General features: G+C 63.8%; 23 protein-coding genes, 1 tRNA gene and 3 pseudogenes. 16 read left to right on the top strand and 11 right to left on the bottom strand.

Annotation, left to right across the window (positions count from 1 at the left end; all coding sequences use genetic code 11):
• Positions 1–4: 4 nt before the first annotated feature.
• Both P6U27_RS03990 and P6U27_RS03985 read left to right on the top strand, forming a co-directional pair.
• Entirely contained in the window at positions 5–1,075 is a 1,071-nt protein-coding gene (locus P6U27_RS03990; RefSeq protein ID WP_122400758.1) for a phospholipase, read from the top strand.
• An 81-nt stretch (positions 1,076–1,156) separates the two neighbouring features.
• Positions 1,157–1,363, top strand: coding sequence for a hypothetical protein (locus tag P6U27_RS03985; protein ID WP_027573305.1), 207 nt, complete (start codon positions 1,157–1,159; stop codon positions 1,361–1,363).
• An 80-nt stretch (positions 1,364–1,443) separates the two neighbouring features.
• Here P6U27_RS03985 and P6U27_RS03980 read toward each other — a convergent pair whose 3' ends face one another.
• From P6U27_RS03980 to P6U27_RS03960, 5 genes are all read right to left on the bottom strand, one after another.
• Positions 1,444–2,103 (bottom strand): DsbA family protein, encoded by a 660-nt coding sequence (locus tag P6U27_RS03980; protein ID WP_407193690.1) that lies wholly within the window; start codon positions 2,101–2,103, stop codon positions 1,444–1,446.
• Positions 2,104–2,190: 87 nt separating this feature from the next.
• On the bottom strand, positions 2,191–2,913 hold the full coding sequence (locus tag P6U27_RS03975) for an LrgB family protein (protein WP_122400756.1): 723 nt from the start codon (positions 2,911–2,913) through the stop codon (positions 2,191–2,193).
• Positions 2,910–3,293, bottom strand: coding sequence for a CidA/LrgA family protein (locus P6U27_RS03970; protein ID WP_122406359.1), 384 nt, complete (start codon positions 3,291–3,293; stop codon positions 2,910–2,912). Before P6U27_RS03970 ends, P6U27_RS03975 begins: the two co-directional genes overlap by 4 nt.
• Positions 3,294–3,337: 44 nt before the next feature.
• A complete protein-coding gene (locus P6U27_RS03965; protein WP_122400755.1) occupies positions 3,338–3,814 on the bottom strand; it encodes a PaaI family thioesterase in 477 nt (158 codons plus the stop codon).
• A gap of 3 nt (positions 3,815–3,817) precedes the next feature.
• Complete coding sequence (locus tag P6U27_RS03960; protein WP_122400754.1) at positions 3,818–4,246, bottom strand: thioesterase family protein; 429 nt, start codon at positions 4,244–4,246, stop codon at positions 3,818–3,820.
• 107 nt (positions 4,247–4,353) lie between these two features.
• Here P6U27_RS03960 and P6U27_RS03955 point away from each other — a divergent pair, with 107 nt between their 5' ends.
• Positions 4,354–4,902: a TetR/AcrR family transcriptional regulator gene (locus tag P6U27_RS03955; RefSeq protein ID WP_407193689.1), complete on the top strand. Its 549-nt coding sequence runs from the start codon at positions 4,354–4,356 to the stop codon at positions 4,900–4,902.
• 106 nt (positions 4,903–5,008) lie between these two features.
• On the opposite strand, the gene P6U27_RS03950 is transcribed toward P6U27_RS03955, so the two are convergent.
• Positions 5,009–5,476: a hypothetical protein gene (locus P6U27_RS03950; RefSeq protein WP_122400752.1), complete on the bottom strand. Its 468-nt coding sequence runs from the start codon at positions 5,474–5,476 to the stop codon at positions 5,009–5,011.
• Between the two features lie 201 nt (positions 5,477–5,677).
• On the opposite strand from P6U27_RS03950, the gene P6U27_RS03945 reads away from it, so the two are divergent.
• Positions 5,678–5,962, top strand: coding sequence for a PsiF family protein (locus tag P6U27_RS03945; RefSeq protein WP_122400751.1), 285 nt, complete (start codon positions 5,678–5,680; stop codon positions 5,960–5,962).
• A 100-nt stretch (positions 5,963–6,062) separates the two neighbouring features.
• A complete protein-coding gene (locus P6U27_RS03940; RefSeq protein WP_122400750.1) occupies positions 6,063–7,148 on the top strand; it encodes an AbrB family transcriptional regulator in 1,086 nt (361 codons plus the stop codon).
• A 3-nt stretch (positions 7,149–7,151) separates the two neighbouring features.
• Here the strand turns inward: P6U27_RS03940 and P6U27_RS03935 are convergent, their stop codons facing one another.
• Positions 7,152–7,691: a disulfide bond formation protein B gene (locus P6U27_RS03935; protein ID WP_122400749.1), complete on the bottom strand. Its 540-nt coding sequence runs from the start codon at positions 7,689–7,691 to the stop codon at positions 7,152–7,154.
• Between the two features lie 155 nt (positions 7,692–7,846).
• Here P6U27_RS03935 and P6U27_RS03930 point away from each other — a divergent pair.
• A tRNA-Leu gene (locus P6U27_RS03930) sits at positions 7,847–7,931 on the top strand.
• Between the two features lie 163 nt (positions 7,932–8,094).
• Positions 8,095–8,400 (top strand): hypothetical protein, encoded by a 306-nt coding sequence (locus tag P6U27_RS03925; RefSeq protein ID WP_122400736.1) that lies wholly within the window; start codon positions 8,095–8,097, stop codon positions 8,398–8,400.
• 664 nt (positions 8,401–9,064) lie between these two features.
• Here the strand turns inward: P6U27_RS03925 and P6U27_RS03920 are convergent.
• Positions 9,065–9,148, bottom strand: a pseudogene (locus tag P6U27_RS03920) (IS5/IS1182 family transposase); the annotation flags it as partial.
• A 480-nt stretch (positions 9,149–9,628) separates the two neighbouring features.
• Here P6U27_RS03920 and P6U27_RS03915 point away from each other — a divergent pair.
• From P6U27_RS03915 to P6U27_RS03905, 3 genes are all read left to right on the top strand, one after another.
• Positions 9,629–9,856, top strand: a complete 228-nt coding sequence (locus P6U27_RS03915; RefSeq protein ID WP_122400734.1) for a hypothetical protein — start codon at positions 9,629–9,631, stop codon at positions 9,854–9,856.
• A gap of 71 nt (positions 9,857–9,927) precedes the next feature.
• A complete protein-coding gene (locus tag P6U27_RS03910) occupies positions 9,928–11,277 on the top strand; it encodes an IS701 family transposase (protein WP_407121875.1) in 1,350 nt (449 codons plus the stop codon).
• A 202-nt stretch (positions 11,278–11,479) separates the two neighbouring features.
• Complete coding sequence (locus P6U27_RS03905; protein WP_244607855.1) at positions 11,480–12,493, top strand: alpha/beta fold hydrolase; 1,014 nt, start codon at positions 11,480–11,482, stop codon at positions 12,491–12,493.
• 123 nt (positions 12,494–12,616) lie between these two features.
• Here P6U27_RS03905 and P6U27_RS03900 read toward each other — a convergent pair whose 3' ends face one another.
• Positions 12,617–13,039, bottom strand: a complete 423-nt coding sequence (locus P6U27_RS03900) for a GFA family protein (protein ID WP_122400731.1) — start codon at positions 13,037–13,039, stop codon at positions 12,617–12,619.
• Between the two features lie 80 nt (positions 13,040–13,119).
• Entirely contained in the window at positions 13,120–13,908 is a 789-nt protein-coding gene (mddA, locus tag P6U27_RS03895; protein WP_162500096.1) for a methanethiol S-methyltransferase, read from the bottom strand.
• Between the two features lie 133 nt (positions 13,909–14,041).
• Between mddA and P6U27_RS03890 the strand changes: the two genes are divergently transcribed.
• The gene (locus tag P6U27_RS03890; RefSeq protein ID WP_407193688.1) at positions 14,042–15,589 is read left to right on the top strand and encodes a winged helix-turn-helix domain-containing protein; all 1,548 of its coding nucleotides are present in this window, start codon (positions 14,042–14,044) and stop codon (positions 15,587–15,589) included.
• A 46-nt stretch (positions 15,590–15,635) separates the two neighbouring features.
• Here P6U27_RS03890 and P6U27_RS03885 read toward each other — a convergent pair whose 3' ends face one another.
• Entirely contained in the window at positions 15,636–15,965 is a 330-nt protein-coding gene (locus P6U27_RS03885) for a Fur family transcriptional regulator (RefSeq protein ID WP_407193687.1), read from the bottom strand.
• 594 nt (positions 15,966–16,559) lie between these two features.
• On the opposite strand from P6U27_RS03885, the gene P6U27_RS03880 reads away from it, so the two are divergent.
• The 5 genes and pseudogenes from P6U27_RS03880 to P6U27_RS03860 all read left to right on the top strand — a co-directional run bounded on the left by P6U27_RS03880 (position 16,560) and on the right by P6U27_RS03860 (position 19,651).
• Positions 16,560–18,110 carry an ABC transporter substrate-binding protein gene (locus P6U27_RS03880; RefSeq protein WP_122400729.1) on the top strand — a complete coding sequence of 517 codons (1,551 nt, stop codon included), beginning with the start codon at positions 16,560–16,562 and terminating at the stop codon, positions 18,108–18,110.
• Positions 18,111–18,472: 362 nt separating this feature from the next.
• A pseudogene (locus P6U27_RS03875) lies at positions 18,473–18,664 on the top strand (ABC transporter permease subunit); the annotation flags it as partial.
• A 72-nt stretch (positions 18,665–18,736) separates the two neighbouring features.
• Positions 18,737–18,825, top strand: a pseudogene (locus tag P6U27_RS03870) (ATP-binding cassette domain-containing protein); the annotation flags it as partial.
• Positions 18,826–19,268: 443 nt separating this feature from the next.
• Complete coding sequence (locus P6U27_RS03865) at positions 19,269–19,445, top strand: hypothetical protein (RefSeq protein ID WP_164936878.1); 177 nt, start codon at positions 19,269–19,271, stop codon at positions 19,443–19,445.
• Positions 19,442–19,651: a hypothetical protein gene (locus P6U27_RS03860; protein WP_027573332.1), complete on the top strand. Its 210-nt coding sequence runs from the start codon at positions 19,442–19,444 to the stop codon at positions 19,649–19,651. The genes P6U27_RS03865 and P6U27_RS03860 overlap by 4 nt, the downstream gene beginning before the upstream one ends.
• The last annotated feature ends 80 nt before the right edge of the window (positions 19,652–19,731 follow it).

Below are 19,731 nucleotides of genomic sequence, written 5' to 3'. Positions count from 1 at the left end.
GGCGATGACCGAGGCCGTGGTGGACGACATCGTGGCCGTGCTGCCGCCGCTGCTCAATGCGCTGGAAGCGCTCGGCTTCTTCCAGCGGCATTTGCACCCGCCGGCCTTCGCCTCCGTGATGAACGCAATCGGCACACCGGACGAGGCGCTGCAGGCCGCACACACCGCGATCGGAGCGTGGCCGGAGCAGTTCGCTGGCCTCCGCGAGCGGCTCGATCGCGCCTGCAACGAGACGCTTGCCGCCTTTGCCGGCATCCGTGAGGTCGAGCGTGACAATGGCGATCTCGTCGCCGTCTTCCGGGCCCTGCGCCATGTCCCTCGCGCGCAGGAGGCGCTCTATCCACTGGCGGCGCAGTTTCCGCCGGTGAGCAGCTTCTTTCTCAACCTCGCCAATCGCGAGAACCAGGATCTGCTGTCGCGACTGAATGTTGGCGCGAGCGAGCGCACCGGCATCTTCCATGATCACAATGAGCCCGGCAGCCGCGGCGGCTTCTCGGTCTATGTGCCCGAATATTACATGCCCGAGCGTGCCATGCCGCTGGTGATGGCATTGCATGGCGGCAGCGGCAACGGACGCGGCTTTCTCTGGAGCTGGCTCCGCGATGCGCGCAGTCTTGGCGCAATCCTGGTGGCGCCGACCGCGACTGGCCCGACCTGGGCGCTGATGGGCGATGACACCGACACGCCGAACCTCGCGCGCATCCTCGATACGGTGCGCGGCCGCTGGAGCATCGATGCCTCGCGCATGCTTCTGACCGGCATGAGCGACGGTGGCACCTTCTGCTACGTCACCGGTCTCGACGGCGCTTCACCCTTCACGCACCTCGCGCCTGTTGCGGCGACCTTCCATCCGCTGATGGCGGAAATGGCGGACGCAGCACGCCTGCAAGGCCTGCCGGTCTTCATTACTCACGGCAAACTCGACTGGATGTTTCCGGTGCAGACCGCGCGGCAAACGCAGGCGTCGCTCTCCGCCGCCGGAGCCGACGTCACCTATCGCGAAATCGACGACCTCAGCCACACCTATCCGCGCGAGATCAACGCGGAGCTGCTGCAATGGCTGAATGGCAAATGAACAACCTCTCCTTAGATGCGCCGCATGCCCGCGGAACCATCACTCCGGGCCGACGTTGTTGCCGGTCACCGGAGGTTCGCCATGCAGACTTTTTTCGGAATGATCCTGGGCGCGCTGCTGCTCGCGGGCGGCGTCTATGTCTATGACTCAATGCAGACGTCGTCAGTCGCAAATGGCGAGGTCGCGATCACTAATCGCACCATCGTGAACTGGGACGTCGCCAAGGCCGATTGGGACGCGCTGCGCGATCGCGCGCACAAGGACTGGGTCCGGATCTCGTCGAAGTAACGACGCCGTATCATGAACGAGGCGCCGTCGCGAACTCCGCGGCGGCGCCTTTGTGCTGATCACGATCAACGCTACGCGAGTCAGTTCATCTTGGCCTTGCGGGCGTCGGCGATGACCTGCTCGAGCTCGGTCATGCTGAGCACGCCGGGCACGCGGTACTTGCCGACGATGAAGGATGGCGTGCCGCGGAAACCGAAGGCTTCAGCCTGCTCGTTGTTGCGCTTGAGTATGGCGTCGATATCCTTGGCGTGACCCGTGAGATCGCGCTTCAACCGGTCCATGTCGACCCCGGCGGCCGCGAGCAGCTCATTGATGCGCGGTTCGGTCAGGCGCGAGCTGACGCCCATCATGGCATCATGAGCCTGGTGGTACTTGTCCTGGAATTTCGCCGCCAGCGCGGTCCGCGCCGCCGTAACCGAAACCGGCCCAAGGATCGGCCAGTCTTTCATCACCAGCCGCACCTTGCCGTCATCCTGGACGACCTGGCGCAGCTCGGGCTCGAGCTTGCGGCAATAGGGGCAGTTGTAGTCGGACCATTCGACGATGGTGATGTTGCCGCCGGGATTGCCTGCGACGGGCGTGTCGGGATCGCGCAGCACCTTGGCTTCGGTCAGCACCTCGTCATCGCCAGTCGCCGCACGCGCCGAGGCGATCCCACCCATCGCGAGAGCACCCGCCCCGATCAGCGTCAGCGCCGCGCGTCGCGTCGGCACAAGGCCCTTATTCCCAAATCCAGCCATATCTCGTCCCGTTTCGGTCCCATCTCCATCGATACGGATCGAGACCAGACATTGTTACAGCTCATATAGAGTGTCACGGCAGCGATGTCATCGCACCAGCAGCGTGATTGCCAGAGGGACCAGGAACGAGGTCACCAACGCGTTCAGGCTCATGGCGATGCCGGAAAAGACGCCGGCAATCTCGTCAACCTGGAACGCGCGGGCGGTGCCGATGCCATGCGCGGCAAGGCCGGCGGCAAAGCCCCGGGCCCGGTAATCGGTGATGCCGCTGCGGTTCATCAGCGGCGTCACGATGATGGCGCCCATGATGCCGGTGAGGATGACCGCGACGGCCGCCAGCGAAGGGTCCGCATGCAGGGACTCGGCGATGCCCATGGCGACGCCGGCGGTGACGGATTTCGGCGCCAGCGACAGCACAACATCGCGCGGCAGGCCGGCCAGCTCGGCGAGCAACACCACCGACACCACGGCCGTAACCGATCCCGCGCACAGCGCCACCAGCATCGGCACGATCGAGGCGACCACGCGCTTGCGATTTTCATAGAGCGGCACGGCGAGCGCGACGGTGGCGGGCCCCAGCAGGAAGTGCACGAACTGCGCGCCGGCGAAATACGTCGTATAGGAGGTGCCGGTCAGGAGTAGAAACGCGCCGATGATCCACATCGCATGCAGCACGGGGTTGGCGAGCGGATGGCGCAGCGTCGCCAGCGAGACCGCGTCCGTGGTCGCATAGACCAGCAGCGTCACGGTCAACCACAGCAGCGGCGATTGCGAAAGATAGACCCACAGCGAAAATGGATTGTCCTTCATCGCGCGTCCTGTTGCTTCAACAGGCGGCTGACGAGGCGAAAGGTCAGCACGGTCGCGAGCAGCGTGACGACCACGGACAGCGCGAGCACCAGGATGATGGCAATGCCGTGAGACGCGAGCAGATCGAGCTTCTGCACGACGCCGACGCCGGCCGGCACGAATAGTAGCGAGAGATGGGCCAGCAGGCCCTTGCTCGCCGTCTCGACATCGTCATTGCGCAGCGGCCCGCGCGCGAGCAGCGCAAAGCGGTCTCGCCCCATCAGCAGGACCAGGAGCAGCAGGAGGCCCAGCACGGGTCCCGGCAATGGCAGGCGGAGGCCGCGCACGACGGCTTCGCCGATCAGTTGGCAGAGCAGGATGAGGCCGAGACTTGCAAGCATGACCATCGCATCAAGGGATGCACGCGCATGATTGTCAATCGCCGCTATGCGCGGGATGCCCGCGGTTCATGCGCAATCGCAAGGCGAGGCAACATCGCCATCAAGGTCGCGGTCATCGTGGCGATCAGCGAGACCTTGCCGTCATGCTCGGCGTAGGCCTTTGCCTCGCAGAAGGTGAGTGTGCGGCCGGGCTTGACCACCTCGGCCTTGAAGACGAAACGCTCGCCGCGGGCGGGCGCGAGCAGCGTCGTCTTGAATTCAACGGTGAGGATATCGGCCTCCGCCGGCATCAAGCTGAAGGCCGCAACGCCGCAGGCGTTGTCGAGCCCGGCCGTGATGATGCCGGCATGGATGAAACCGTTCTGCTGCGTGAGGGCTGGCGCATGCAGCATCGCCAGTTCGACCTCGCCCGGCGCGAGACGGACGATGACGATGCCGAGCGTGCGCATAGCCGGCTGGCCGTCGAACATGGCGATAGAAGCCGCGCGATAGCCGGGGTTTTTCGGCTCGAAAGCGGCCATGGTTCAGGCCTCGGCTGGTTCGGCGAGATGCCTCGAGGCAGCTTCGCGGATGGCGTCGGCGAACGGTGCGGACTTGCGCAATTGGCGGTCCATGTGCACGCCGGTGATCTCGCACGTCGCTGCGAGTTCGCCGGTCTCGGCGTTCGTCATGTCGTGCCGGAAGCGGATCGACTTGTCGCCGATCTCGAGCAGGTGGCTGCGGATCTCGACGATGTCGCCGGCCAGCAGCTCGCGCCTGTAAGCGATGTTCTGCTGCACGGCGGCCATGCCGCGGCCGGAGCTGCGCAAGTAACTCGGCGTCAGGCCGAGGCGGGCGAACAGATTCCAGTTGGCTTCGTCGAACTTGCCGACATACCACATGATGTTCATGTGGCCGACATGGTCGCATTGCCACGGATAGACCGTGCCGCGATAGGTCGCCTCCTGCTCCATCGCATTTCCTCCCGCATTTTCGTCTTTGAGCATTGATACGGTAGCGTATCAAACCCGTGTCGCGTTAGCAATACGGCACCGTATCAAGATCGGGTGAGGCTTCCTTCATGAGCGACGGCAAGGGCGATGTCTGGGTCGAGGCGGGCTTCAGCGAGCTCGCCCGCGCAGGGGTGGAGGGCGTGCGGGTCGAGGTGCTCGCCAAGAACCTCGGCGTCACCAAGGGCGGCTTCTACCGACGCTTCGCCGATCGCGCCGCGCTGCTCGATGCCATGCTGAACGGCTGGCGCGAGGGACGCATCGCCGCGATCGCGCAGCAGACAAGTCTCGACGGACAAGACCCCCGCGAGCGGCTGAGGGCGGTGATCCGGCTCTATTCGGAGCGGCTCAATCCGGAAGGGATGGCGATCGAGCTCGCGATCCGGCAATGGGCGCGCTCGGACGAGAATGCCGCGGCGGCGGTGGCGAGCGTCGATGCGGCGCGGCTCAAGCACGTCAGCGAGCTCTATCACGCGACCGGCCTTATAGCCGAGGAGGCCGACGCGCAGGCCTTCCTGTTCTACTGCTTCATCTTCGGCCAGAGCCTGTTGTTCGTCGAGAGTGGCCCGCGCAAGCGATCGCAGCTCGTGGCGAAATCGGCCGAGAAGCTGCTCGACTGAGCATGGTCCGGAAGAGTGTGCGGCGGTTTTCCGGAAGATCATGCTCGAAAAAGAATCCAGGCGAAATGGCCGGAGCGTTGCTCCGGCCATCGAACCAATTCGAAGCTCAGGCGGCGCCCTTCAGCTTCTTGGTGCATTCGCTGTAATAGCCGCCGCCCTTCTGGATCCACTTCAAGCCGCCATTGCCGTTGGTGGCTTTGTTGGCATTGTACTGGTCGACGCAGGTGTGCAGCCGCGCTTTTCCAGGCGTCTCCTTGGCATATTTCGGATCGACAGCGTTCGGATAGACCGCAGGGCCGGCGGGCAGGGCCGGCGCGGCCGGCGCCGCCTCCTTGGCCTGCTTCGGCTCGGCAGGAGCGGCGGGCGCAGCCGCAGCCGCAGGCGTCGCATCGGCACCGCACTGCGCCTTGCGGAAGTCATTCCACTTCATGGTCCCGAGCGAGCCGTCCTTCTTGGCGGCCTGGTATTTCGCGCTGCACTCCTGCGCGGTCAGTGCCTGCGCCGGCGCGCTCGCCAGCAATGCCGCGACACCGGATGCGGCGATCGCACACAACAATTTTGTCTGAATGGTCATCCCTGGGTCTCCTGCTTGATCTTCCCCGACGGGGTGAAACGAGGATTGCTATCCTAGCGTGCCGGCCGCTTGCGACCAAGGATGCGACGGGTTGCGCCGGCAAAATATAATGATCCGGCCGCTCAACTCATTCATGTCGCGTTCAGCAACGCGGGCCGACGTTCCCAGACCTTCACAATTCTCGCAAGCAGAGTGCACCACATGACCTTCACGTCCCGCCTCGCCGCCGCCGCCCTCGCCTCCCTGCTCGTCACCGGCACCGCCTTCGCGCAGACCGCCGCGCCGGCAGCCAAGACCGAGACGAAGACCGATGCCGCTGCCACCACCGACAAAAAGGCGCCGAAGGAGCGCTCGGCCGAGTCGCTCGAATGCTCCAAGCAGGCGGACGCCAAGGGATTGAAAGGCAAGGAGCGCAAGAAATTTCGCCGCGATTGCATGAAGGAAGCGAAGGCCGGCACCGCCGCTCCCGCCGCAGACAAGAAATAGGTCCGTCACGATCGCCTGCGAGCATCCGCGGCAGGCGTCGCGCATTGCGGCATGACGAGCCTGCAATTGTGCGTCACCTGCCGATTTGCAATAAGGTGGCGTGAAGCAAATCACCGCCTCCCTGCCGTTCGAATGGCCGAGCCGTGCCAAGATCTTGAGCACGGTGGAGACGCTCGTCATCGGCACCGCCGGCGGCCTGGTGTTTCTGCTCGCCGGCCTTCCCGGCGGGCTCATTTCGGGCTCGATGATCGCGGTCGGAATCGCCGCGATCGCCGGCCGCCAGCTGGCACTGCCGCCGATCCTGACCCAGACCGTGCTGGTGCTGCTCGGCATCTCCCTGGGTTCGGTGGTCTCGCGCCATTTGCTCCAACAGGTCAGCGCCTATCCCCTCACCATCGGCCTGCTTGCGCTCGCCACGTTCTGCTCCACGTTCGGCTCGAGCTATTACCTCCAGCGCATCCATGGCTGGGACCGCACCTCGGCTTTCCTGGCGGGCAGCCCCGGCGCGCTGTCGCAGATCACCATCCTGGCGGTCGAGCGCGGCGCCGACCTGCCGGGCATTGCGGTGGTGCAGACCATGCGCGTCATCATCCTGACCGCCGCGCTGCCGATGGTGCTGGCGCTGGCGGGCGTCGCGCCCTCGGCGGCGCCGTCGCCGACCACGACGATCGCCTCGCCGCTCGACCTGCTCGAGCTGGCCGCAGCCTCGCTGGCCGCAGCGCTCGCGTTGCGGCTGATCAAGTTTCCGGCGAGCTGGATGTTCGGCGCGATGATCGCATCCAGCGTGCTGCATGGTGCCGGATGGGTCGAGGGCGGCCTGCCGAACTGGGTGCGCGGCGTGGCGCTGGTCGGCATCGGCGCACTGATCGGCAGCCGCTTCGCGCGGATGCGAATCAAGACGCTCGCCGGTCACCTCAGCGCGGCACTGGGCTCGTTTGCCGTGGCCATCGCCGTCTCCGCCATCTTCGTCGGCATCGTGGCGCTGACCACACAGGTGAAGTTTTCCGACGTCGTCGTCGCCTTCGCGCCGGGCGCGATGGACGCGATGCTGGCCCTGGCGCTGACGTTGCGCATCGACCCGATCTTCGTCGGCGCCCATCACCTCTCGCGTTTCGTCTTCGTGACGATCGCAACGCCGGGCATCGTGCATCTGTTCGGACGCACGCAGGACGATGTGGATGATTAGGCCTTAGCGCTTGGCCGTCCGCACAAATCCCCATGCCGCGATCGCGGCCATCAGCAGCGAGATCAGCACGTTGTAGCCGGCCAGCGACAGGCCGAGGAAGCGCCACTGCACCTCGTCGCAGCGCACCACCTTCACGGTGTCGAGCTTCGACAAGAGATCAGCGGCACTGCCGAGATTGACGACGGGACCGGAGCAATCGGTCGGCCCCTTCCAGAATCCCCATTCGACGCCGGAATGATAGGCGCCGAGGCCGGCATTGGCGAGCGTCGCCAGCGCGAGGATCGCGAGCCCTGCGAGCAGCAGCGGCCGCGGTGCACCGCTTCGCGCCGCAATCGCCGTGAGCGCACCGAGCGGAATCGCGAGATAATAGGCGTAGCGCTGCTCCAGGCACAACGGACAGGGCAGGATCTCCAGCACGAGCTGGAAGAACCAGGCGCCCGCGATCGTCGCTGCAGCGATCAGCGTGACGAGAGCCGAGGCGGCCAGCGCGGGCCTCATGGCGGTCGGCTCGAACGCATGCATGGCGGCACTCTCGGTGGTCACGGCAGCCTCTTTCGCATTTCTGGCGCTCCAAGCCTCTAGCCGCGGCCCATGCGGCTGTCGAGAACGGCCGGGATCACTTTGGCGCGGGTTGACCCCGCCTCGTCCATGGCTATAGTCCGCCGGCTTCGCGACGCCGCCTTTGGGGCCGACCGAGGGCCCCTGTGGCGGAACTGGTAGACGCGCTCGACTCAAAATCGAGTTCCGCAAGGAGTGCTGGTTCGATTCCGGCCAGGGGCACCACGCTTCGCGTGGCGCGGTCGCCAAGCCGAAGGGCGAAGCGTGTCCGGCGAAGCCTCTTGGCGAAGACGGACTGTCCCGGCAGGCCCCGCTCTCCCTCCCCTAGCCATCCCCACATCCTCCCTGTATAAACCAGTAGCTTCTTCCATAACTCGAAGGAGCTCACATGAACGACCTGCACGCGTGGCTTTCGCAGCAACACCACGGCTTGCGGACCTTCCAGATCTTTCAGCAAAAGCTCGAGACGCTCGGCCGGGACGATCCCGCGCAGCGCGGTCTTTGCCGCCTGCTCAGCGGCATCATCGGCAGCTATGTCGAAGCCTTTGAGGAGGCTCCGCTGCCGGTCGAAATTGCCGAGCGCGCCTATCGGCGCCTGCTGACCCTGCTCGCCAGCCTCGATCTGCACGGAAACGCCGAACGCCGCCTCGCCGATATCAACCGCGTGGCGACCTGCGACTTGTGCGCTAATTGACGAGCGGGCCATCCTTCAATTTCAAACGATCGCAAGACGCGCCTGTACCGGCTCGCGACGCATGACGCCCGAGTCTTGTGCTTCTCTTGACGCCCTTTCCTAAAGAAAGGGCGCAGGGAAGGCCGGGCGCCGGCTGGCACCCGCGGCCCGCTGTGCGCAAATTGCGCGAAGACAGATGCACAGCGGCATACAGGGCAGCCCGGACATCCCGACCTTTCCCTGCGCAGTGGTTCGACGGCTTATGGCGCGCTCTCCCCGGGGAGCGATGCACTTTTGCCCCCGTCGTCTTGCCGATGACTGATGCGCGCACCCGGTCGGGCCGCTTCACCACCGCAAGCCTTGACGCACAGACCCCGGGCGTCAGGACCACACGCTTTTGCCGTACGCGGAATCGCACCGGTCGTGTGCGCGCCGCTCTACCGCTCACGGGCCAAGCCCGCCCTGCGATCGCATGCGCGCCGATGCGCTCCACGTCCACCGCCACCCGGCCCGCATATCGCGACGATCGCGAAACGCCCCTTGTCCATGGGCCGGGGTGAGCGGGATATACGATATTTCCGAATTTCGGTCAATCGGAATCTTTGGCTCAGCCTCTTGACCTTGGCTGCCCGCAAGCTGAGCGCGCGCCTCGTCCTTCGAGACGACCGCTTCGCGGTCTCCTCGGCGGCCGGCCCAATCGCCGTCGCCGCGGCATCTTCCGGGCGATCGACGCCAACTCGGCATCGGTCAGATCACTTGTGTAACGCAGTCCACTGCACTGATACTAAAGCATGATCCGGAAAAGTGCGAAGCGGTTTTCCGGAAAGATCATGCGTAAACAACAAGCTAAAGCGCGATGACGATTCATCCAAATCTCATCGCGCTTTAGAGACGAGCGGCTTTGGTCCACGGCATGGTGTCCTCCCTCGAATCTTTGCAAATCCGAAGGAATCACAGGCCCGCCGAAACCGCTCACCCTTTTTCGGTCAGGCTCTCAGGATGAGGCTAAGCGGCATCAGTGCCGTTGAAACTGCCGCCGCGCACTTGGCCCTCGTCCTGAGGGCCCGCTAAAAGGCGGGCGTCTCGAAGGATGGCCACGGGGATGCGATTGCCCTGCGCGGGGCGCGGGGCGAAGGCGGCACCTACCGCTCAACCGTAAGCATCGCGCACAGGCCGCCGTCGGGCGTTCGACTTCCCCGCGCCGGCACCTATATCCCGTGGCAACCGATGTGATGCAGTGGACAGTCTGATGGCCAGGAGACGCACGACGGACGCGGACGACCTTCCCCGCTATTTCGTCTGGGTTCGAGGGCTGGAAGGGCCCGAGCCGCAGAAGTGGACGGCGATGGATTTCGGCGTCGGAGACTGGAAGCGGGCGCTTGTACTGGCCTATCTGGAGCTGCCGGAAGACGAACGGCATCTATCCTTGTCGGTGCTGGCCCGGCGCTATCCGCCGCCGCGGCTCGATCTTTCGTGAGCGGAGCTAGCACTACTTTGGCAGATTGTTGATTTTGGCGCGTTTTATAGGATTCCCGAATCAATTTTTCAATGATTCATGGGTGGTCGGCTCTTGGAGGGCTGACCATGCTGGGATGGGAAGACGAACTCGAACGCTGGCTGATGCCGTTCTTGGACCGACTGGGTCATAAGACCCGGCAGCGGATGTGTCCTCTGTATGTTGCGGGATTGATCGGTCCCGGCGATCGTAAGAGCGTTCAGCCGATGGCGGAACGCCTTGCCACCAGCACCTACGACCAGTTGCACCATTTCATTGCGGACGGTGTCTGGGACGCGACGCCGCTGGAGACAGAGTTGCTCAACCAGGCGGACCGACTTGTCGGCGGCAGGGATGCGGTGCTGGTTATTGATGACACCTCACTTCCCAAGAAGGGTGAGCGCTCGGTCGGTGTTGCGGCTCAATACGCCTCGGCTCTCGGTAAAACGGCAAATTGCCAAACACTGGTGTCTTTGACGCTTGCGCGCGGCGAAGTACCCGTGATGGTCGCGTTACGTCTCTTTCTGCCTGACAGTTGGACAAGCGACGAATCTCGTTTGAAGCGCGCTCGCGTGCCAGTCGAACATCGAACGCCACGGTCCAAGCCGGAGATTGCTTTGGCCGAGATTGACCGCGCGATAGCAGCCAACGTGCGCTTTGGATATGTGCTGGCGGATGCAGGATACGGCCTCAGCGCACCGTTTCGACAAGGGCTAACAGAGCGCGGGCTGGTCTGGGCTGTCGGAATCCCGCGGCACCTGAAAGTGTATCCGGTCGATGTGAAGCTCATTTGGCCGATTACCAAAGCCCGCGGGAAACCACGAAAGCACCACGTGCCCGATATCTTATCAATTGCGGCCGAGCAAATGCTGGCCGGCGCCAAATGGAAAACCGTGAGTTGGCGTAGCGGGACGAAAGGTCGGCTTAAAGCCCAATTTGCTGCGGTCCGTGTCCGGACCGCCGACGGCCCTCCGCAGCGGATATGGGATAAAGGTCAGCAGCATCTCCCAGGCGACGAAGCCTGGCTCATTGGCGAGCAACGTGCGTCCGGGGAGAAGAAATACTATCTGGCCAATCTTCCGGCGGCGACGGATCTGCGCACGCTGGCCGCCACCATCAAGGCACGGTGGATTTGTGAGCAGGCGCATCAGCAGTTGAAGGAGGAACTTGGACTTGATCACTTCGAAGGGCGATCATGGCAAGGTCTTCATCGCCACGCCCTGATGACAATGATTGCCTACGCCTTCCTGCAACATCGTCGCCTCGCACACGCGGGGCGGAAAAAAAAGAATCTACGGGCCTCCGCCTCAGCCAACCATGCCAGCCGTACGTCACGCCATCGTCGATCTCATCCTTCGGCCGCAGTCTCAGCATTGCCCATATTGCCGAAGGCAAATCCGTGAAAAACAGCGGCGAAAACACAATCTGCCAAAGTAGTGCTAGGACGTGTTGTCATAAACGTCGGCTCCGCAAGGCAAAGCGGAAGTCACCCGCTTGAGCGTGATCGGCTGCTTGTGTGATGGGTTTCGGATGTCGGCCGCATGAAGGACGGGACCGCATATTCGGCGGCCGGCGTCCGAAAGCCTCCAAGGGAGGAAACCGCGCTTGGGGAGCAAACGGCCGTGCGGCAGGCGCTATGGCGATTTGAGCGCCGCGAACATCGCCGCCCGGCTCGAGGGGTTGTGCGAACCCGGCGGCGTCTGCATCTCGCGCGCGGCGAACGAGCAAATCAGGGACAAGCTGTCGCTCGCTTTCGCCGATCTCGGCGAGCAGACGGTGAAGAACATCGCCCGCGCTGTCGGTGTATATGGACTTGCAGCCAAGGACATCATGTCGCTTCCGGACATTGCGGTTTTGGGCGCGTCGGAGCCGGCACGGCCGATTGCCGCCGATGCACAGAATATCCACTTCTGTCAGACGAAAGACGGCGTGCAACTGGCCTATGCCAAGACCGGCCAGGGTCCGCCGATCGTCAAGACCGGCAACTGGATGACCCATCTTGAATTCGACCTGGAAAGCCCGATCTGGCGGCATCTTTACCGCGAGCTGTCCAGTGAGCACACCCGCATCCGCTACGATGCGCGGGGCAACGGTCTTTCCGATCGCGAGGTGCCCGACGTCACCTTCGATCACTTCGTTGACGACCTCGAAAGCGTCGTCGATGCCGCGGGTATCGATCGTTTCGCGCTGCTCGGCGTCTCCCAGGGCTGCGCCGTATCGATCGCCTACGCGGTTCGGCACCCCGAGCGCGTCTCCCATCTCGTACTTTTTGGCGGCTACGCCGTGGGCTGGCGGAAACGGGCAAGGACGCAGGCCGACAAGGAGACCGGCGAAGCGATGCTCACGCTGGTGCGCGTCGGATGGGGCCAGGAAAATCCGGCGTTCCGCCAGCTCTTCAAAGAGGTGCTTTATGAAGATTTCGGTTGTTGCCGCGCTGCTGCTCACTGCTGCCGCCCTGCCCGCTGCTGCACAGTCCGGTCCATCGCCCCAGGAGCAAATGGCCTGCCGTGGCGACGCCGGCAAATTCTGCGCCGAGCCTATCGGCAAGCCGCCGCAGATGAATGCCTGTCTGCGCGAGAACAAGTCGAAGCTCTCGGAGTCCTGCCGCAAGGTCGTTGAATCCCGCGGAGGCTAGTGTTTCATTCTTAGCCCTTGAGAGAAGGCAGAGAGGGCAACGCTCTGCCGCCCCCTCAAGAAAGGCCGAAGCCGAGCTTCGGCCTTTTGGCCTTCAAATGACGGCCGCTACTCCTGCATCATCTCGCCGCTGCCGCCGAACTCGGCGGGGAAATCCTTCAGCTTGGGCAGGCCATCGCGCATCGGCAGCACGGTCTCGGCATAGTTGACGTGGACGCCGGGCGTGAACGCGAGTGTTGGGATGGTGGCGCTGAAAACGTCGATCAGACCGAGCGGGGGATGGTTGGTCATGAGATGGCCGCCGCACTTCCTGCAATATTTGCGCTGGCTCTGCGGCGTCTTGGCGAAGGTCTCGACATGCTGCGCGCCCTCGGTGATGCGCACGGCTTCCGGCTTCCACAGGGTGAAGGCGTTGACCGGACCGCCCGACCAGGAGCGGCAGGAGCGGCAATGGCAATAGCCCATCGCCTCCGGCGCGCCCGTGACCTCGACCGTGACCGCGCCACAGAAGCAGTTTCCGACATGTTTCATTGGACGTCTCCGTTTTATGTTATCGCGCGTCGGCGCCTCGCGCGCGCGCCTTTCGGGGAACGCGCGAGGCGAGGCCGAGACTACACCGACCGGCGCCAGGGAATAAGCATCGACACCCGTTGTTTGTACCGCCGGTACTCGTCGCCGAAGAGATCGACGAGATCGCGTTCCTCCAGCGCGATGCCGACGAAGATGTAGAGCGTGGTCACGGCTGCGAACATCAGATGACCCGCAGTCATGGTCGGCGCCGCCCAGAACGCGACGATGAACCCGAGATAGATCGGATGCCGGACGAACTTGTAGAGCAGCGGCGTCTTGAAACGCGGCGGCGCCGCTTCCCTGCCGACGAGATGATCGGTCACCTGAGACAGGCCGAACAATTCGAAATGGTTGATGATGAAGGTCGAGGTGAACACCAGCACCCAGCCGGCGAAGGACAGCGTGACCACCGTTACGGCAAGATCCGGGTTCTCGACGTTCCATATGACCGCCGGCAGCGGACGCCACTGCCAGAACAGGAGGAGCAATGACAGGCTCGCGAACAGCACGTAGGTGCTGCGCTCGACCGGCTTGGGGACGAACTGCGTCCACCACGCCTTGAATTGCTGGCGCGCCATCACGCTGTGTTGAACGGCGAACAGCGACATCAGCAGCAGATTGATGATGACCGCGCGAACGACGGGCGCTTCGGCTCCGGTGTCGATGGTCTTGGGCACCATCACGCCCATGACGAAGCCGATCGCGTAGAGAATGGTGACGAAAAACACGAGATATGCCGCAATTCCGTACAGAAAGGCGATGAACCTGAAAATGCGCGAGCCCGTAACCTCCGGGCCGATGGAATGAACCTGGTCATCGAGTTGGGTCATGAAACGCTCCGTTGTGCCGAGGCATCGGCACGGTTTGGTCTTCGCACCATGCCGGATCGGACGTCTCCCGACTTTCGCGGACGATTGATTTTCGCCTGAGACGACTTTGATTTTTGCTTGAGACGACGAAAACGTGCGATTTTGCTTTGAAAACAAGGTGCTCGACAGCGATCTTCGGGAGCTCACCTGCGACGGGGCAGCCGTTCCGTTGCAGCCGCAAGTGTTCGATCTCTTGCTTTATCTGGTCACGCAACGAGCGCGTGTGGTCAGTAAGGATGACCTGATCAGCCAGATCTGGAGCGACCGCATCGTCTCGGATTCCGCCCTGAACAGCCGGATCAACGCCGCGCGCAAGGCGGTGGGCGATGACGGCGCTATCCAGCGGCTGATCAAGACCATTCCGCGCAAGGGCTTTCGCTTCGTCGGCGAGGTCCGCGAAGAAATGGCAGCGTCCGCCGCGCGGGCGGAAGCCAAGCCCGCTCCCCTGCGCATGACGGACCGTCCGGCGATCGCGGTGCTCGCCTTCGGAAACATGAGCGGCGATCCCGCGCAGGACTATTTCGGCGACGGGATCAGCGAGGACATCCTCACCGCGCTGTCGAAACAGCGCTGGTTCTTGGTGATCGCGCGCAACTCCTCCTTCACCTACAGGGGGCGCGCGGTCGACATCAGGCAGATCGCCGAGGAGCTCGGCGTCCGCTACATCGTCGAAGGCAGCGTGCGCAAGGCGGACAACCGGGTGCGCATCACCGCGCAGCTCAACGACGCCGTGTCAGCAAGACATATCTGGGCGGAGCGCTACGACCGGGAGCTCGTCGACGTCTTCTCCGTGCAGGACGAGATCACCAACGCGATCGCTGCGGCGATCGAGCCGCAGATCCACGCGGCGGAAAATTTTCGCAGCCATCGCAAGCCGCCTGCGAGCCTGGACGCCTGGGACCTCTTGATGCGCGCGCTGTCGCATTTTTGGCGCGTGACCCGGCAGGATCACGGGGCCGCGCGGGCACTGCTCGAGCGCGCGGTTGCCATCGATCCGAATTACGGCCAGGCGCTGTCGGTGCTGGCCGTGAACGACATGTTCGGCGTGCATCTCGGCTGGGCCGAGCTGGCCGCGGTTGCGCCGGCCGCGGAAGCCGCCGCGCTCGCCTCGGTGCGCTGCGACCACGAGGATGCCTGGGCGCATGCCGCGCTCGGCAGCGTCTGCTTCTCGACCCGCAGGCTTGCGGATGCGCTGTCCGAGTTCGAGCAGGCGCTCGCGCTCAATCCGAACTTCTCGCTGGCGCAGAGCTATTACGCGCTGGCGCTGTCCTATGCCGGACGAGCGAAGGATTCCTTCGAGGCCGCGCAAAGGACGATCCTGCTGTCGCCGCGCGATCCGTCACTGGCAATCTATCACGGCATCGCCGCCTATGCGCGTTTCACCGAGCGGCAGTATGACGAAGCCATCGCGCTGGCGCGCGAGGCGATCCGCCACCGCGGCGACCTCACCGGCGCCTACCGCGTGCTCGCCGTCTCCGCCGGCATGACAGGCGACGGAACGCTTGCGGAGATGGCGCTCACCGAGCTCCGCCGCACCCAGCCGGGCATCTCGCTGCACTGGATCGCGACGCAACTGCCGTGGGCCAATGACGGGGATCGCGAACACTATCTGGAGGGATTCCGCCGGGCCGGGCTGCGGTGATACCTCTGACCATCCCTTGGAGGGTCCTGGAGGGGGAGGGTAAGCGCTACGCTCGCTTCCGGCGCAAATGGACGATGACGTCCAGCCGCGCGATCTCGTGGCCGGGAAGCGCCTCGGGCACCTTGGTGAAGGCCAGGCGCTCGGCAACGTCGACCAGCACGTCCTCGCCTTCGAGATAGAAATGCGGATGCACGGATGTGTCGGTGTCGAAGAACGACTTGATGCCGTCGGCGGCGATCCGGCGCAGCAGGCCAGCCTCGGTGAACTGGTTCAGGGTGTTGTAGACCGTCGCAAGCGACAGATGCGCGCTGGCCGCAATTGCCTCGGCATAGAGGCTCTCTACGGTGACGTGGCGATGGCCGCCCTGGAACAGCAATGGCCGAGCGCCAGGCGCTGGCGGGTCGGGCGCAGGCCGGCATTGCTCAGCATTGCAAGCAGTGCTGCACGCCAGGCTCGGACGCTGGATCGAGGCCGGCGACGTCGGGGCCACGATCGTCACCCGCAGGGATGATCGTGCCCTGGATGTCCATCGATCGTCTCACGGCTCAAGGGAACGGGACGCGCAGTGCCGCGTCCGCAGTAGCCATTCGATCGCAAAAGCGGCGGTTCGACTTTGATGCGGATCAAATTGGGCGGCGCAACCGCTTCTGACTGATCGCCGGCCGGCGCGGCCTATTCCCAGCTGGCACGAGAGCGCTCTCATCGGCGGCCCACCGCGACGCTGTGTCGCGACACCGTCATGTCGGCCAGCGACCGACATGACGGATGCCCCGCGACAAGAGGTCAATCCATCAAAACACGACGCGCTGTACATTTTTTGTGCGAACACTGTCGAGACTTTCATCTTGCCGCGCCGAACGAGGCTGTGTGAGCCTCGATGTCGGATGGGGACTGGGATGGACCGGCCGTCGCTTTGCGCGCGAGGACGTGCGGAGTGTTTACGGCCGGTCTCGCTTGAGAAAGATACGACATGCCAAAACGAGTGTTGCTTGGTCTCCTCCTGGCTTGCGGCCTTGCGGCCTCGGCGCTGGCGCAAGAGCCGAAGACGGGGGGCGTGATCAATGCCGTGATCCAGCCCGAGCCGCCCGGCCTGATGCTGGCGATGGTCCAGAACGGCCCGGTGCAGATGGTGTCAGGCAACATCTTCGAGGGACTGCTGCGCTACAGCCCCAAGCTCGACCCGCAGCCGGAACTTGCCGAGAGCTGGAGCGTCAGCGAGGACGCCAAGACCTATACCTTCAAGCTGAGGAAGGGCGTGACCTGGCATGACGGCAAGCCCTTCACCGCCGCCGACGTGCTGTTCTCGATCGAGATGCTGAAGCAGACCCATGCGCGTGCCCGCACCAACTTGGCCCAGCTCGAGAAGGTCGAGACGCCGGACGATTACACGGTGGTGTTCACGCTGAAGCAGCCGTTCGGCCCGTTCCTCGGCATCTTCGAGGTCGGCTCGATGCCGATGGTGCCGAAGCATCTCTATGAAGGCACCGACTGGAAAACCAATCCCTACAACAACGCGCCGGTCGGCACCGGCCCCTTCATGTTCAAGGAATGGCAGAAGGGCTCGTTCATCCGCCTGGTCAAGAACCCGAACTACTACGAGAAGGGCAAGCCCTATCTCGACGAGATTTACTGGCAGATCATCCCCGACGCCGCCGCGCGCTCGGTGGCGTATGAGACCGGCAAGGTCGACGTGTTGCCGGGCGGCTCGGTCGAGAATTTCGACGTGCCGCGGCTGTCCAAGCTGAAGGATACCTGCGTCACCGGTGCTGGCTGGGAGTTCTTCTCGCCGCTGGCCTGGCTGTGGCTGAACAACCGCCAGGGGCCGCTCGCGGACAAGCGGGTGCGGCAGGCGATCATGTATGCGATCGACCGTGACTTCGCCAAGGACGTGATCTGGAACGGGCTCGGCAAGGTCGCCACCGGCCCGTCGGCCTCGACCATCAAGTACTACACCGACGATGTGAAGAAATATCCCTACGATCCGGCCAAGGCCAAGGCGCTGCTGAAGGAGGCCGGCTACAAGGGCGAGAAGATCCGCCTGCTGCCGCTCGCCTATGGCGAGACCTGGCAGCGTTGGGGTGAAGCGGTGAAGCAGAACCTCCAGGACGTCGGCATGACCATCGAGACGATCGCCACCGACGTTGCCGGCGGCAACCAGAAGATCGGCGATTGGGATTACGACATCGCCTTCACCTATCTCTACCAGTACGGCGATCCCGCGCTCGGGGTTGGCCGCAACTATATCTCCGGCAACATCGCGAAGGGGCAGGTCTTCAACAACGTCGAGGGCTATTCCAACCCGGAGATCGACAAGCTGTTCGCCGAGGGCGCGGTCGCGACGCCCGATTCCAAGCGCAAGGAGATCTACGAGAAGGCGCAGAAGATCCTGGTCGAGGACGTGCCGGTGGCCTGGATGCTCGAGCTGCAATTCCCGACCATCATGCGCTGCAAGGTCAAGAACCTGATCACCACGGGGATCGGGGTCAATGACGGCTTCAAGGACGCATGGCTCGACAAGTGAGGGATTCCATGCGACGCCGCGGCAGATCTCTGCTGCGGTGTCGTTCCAAGATACCGGCTGCTTCACGATGAAACCGTATCGAGACGCTGAGGCATCGGCGGTGCCCACCTCTCCCATAGGGAGAGGTCGGATCGCATCGCCAGATGCGATCCGGGTGAGGGTTACGCTCTCTCGTGGAACCTGATCCCCCTCACCTGCGCCTTCGGCGCGACCTCTCCTCGTTGGGGCCCCCGTTGGGGAGAGGTGTCCTTCGCGGCAAGACCGCCTCAACCAACTAGCGTACGAGTCTAGATGCTCTCCTTCGTCGCTCAGCGTGTGCTGAAGGGCGTGATCGTCCTGTTCGCGATCGTCGTTCTCAACTCCTCACCGGCCTTGCCCACGCGGTCGACGTCGCAAAACACCTGATCATGCCGGCGATGACGCTCGGCCTGTTCTTCATGGCGACCTACACCCGTATGACGCGCGCCTCGATGCTGGAGGTGAAGCGGCTCGACTTCGTCAAGACGGCGCGTGCGAAAGGTCTTTCCGACGCCGTGATCCAGCGCCGCGACGTGTTCGCCGGCATGATTTTTGGCGCGCGCGTGTCGCTACTCGTTGGCCTTGTATCGACCCTGGTCGCGCTGCTTGCCGCGCGCGCGGTCAACTTCAACATCTCAAAGGCGAGACGCTTGGCCTGGTCGGCGAATCCGGCTCCGGCAAATCGTCGGTGGCGCGCCGCCGCGCCCGAGCACGCCTATACGCGCGAGCTGCTCGCGGCAGTGCCGGGACGGAAGGAGCAGGTGGCCTGAGGCGGCTTGTCGTCGTTCATCGATCTTCGTGATGGTTCCAAAACTTGCTCGCTGCGCGCAACGAAACATATTCGATCGAGCAGCATTTGCTTTCGTAAGACTATCCTTGCTGATTTTTGCAAGGGATAAGTTGAGGCCAGCAATCGTTCGATTGCCGCCTGGAGCCGTACAGGGAACGTGACGTGGTGGACAGCCTTGCAACCCAGCGCATGAGCCACACCGGGACATTCGGTTCCGGGAGCTCGGTCACGTGCTTTTTATCCGGTCGTGACCGGCCCCGACGCTTCAAAGCCGAAGGCGACACCATAGATGACGATTGAATGATTGACGTCATCTGATGACGGACCACCCACTGATAGTCGGAGCCAACATGGGCGAAGTTATTCGGTTTGTCTCGAAATCCGAGCGCGAGCGAGCCCGCCTCATCAAGGAGGCACGCGCGATCTACGACAGCATCTTCCCGCCGGCCGATGCGGCCAACGAGGGGCAGGACGAGCCGACGATCGGCCGCGCATTCATCGGCCGCGACGGGGGTAACCTGTCGTGATCAAAATCATCGCCGTGCTCTGCAGCCTCGCCTCTCCCTCCAATTGCCACGAGCAGCTCGTCACCAGCTCGGATTTTGCGCAGGTCTCGGTGCAGTCCTGCTTGATGGGCGCGCCGCAGCTCGCCGAATGGATGAACCAGCACCCGGCCGAGCGCCTGGCGGCATGGCGCTGCGTGATCGGTCAACAGACCGGCCGCGGAATTTAGCAGCGGACGCCCAGTTTCGATGGGATGCTTCGCGCCGATCGCGACGATGCTGTCGGTCACCACATTGCTGATTGCGCTTT

Source organism: Bradyrhizobium sp. STM 3566 (assembly GCF_045571445.1).
Classification (GTDB): domain Bacteria; phylum Pseudomonadota; class Alphaproteobacteria; order Rhizobiales; family Xanthobacteraceae; genus Bradyrhizobium; species Bradyrhizobium vignae.
This window is presented reverse-complemented; position numbering and strand designations above follow the sequence as displayed.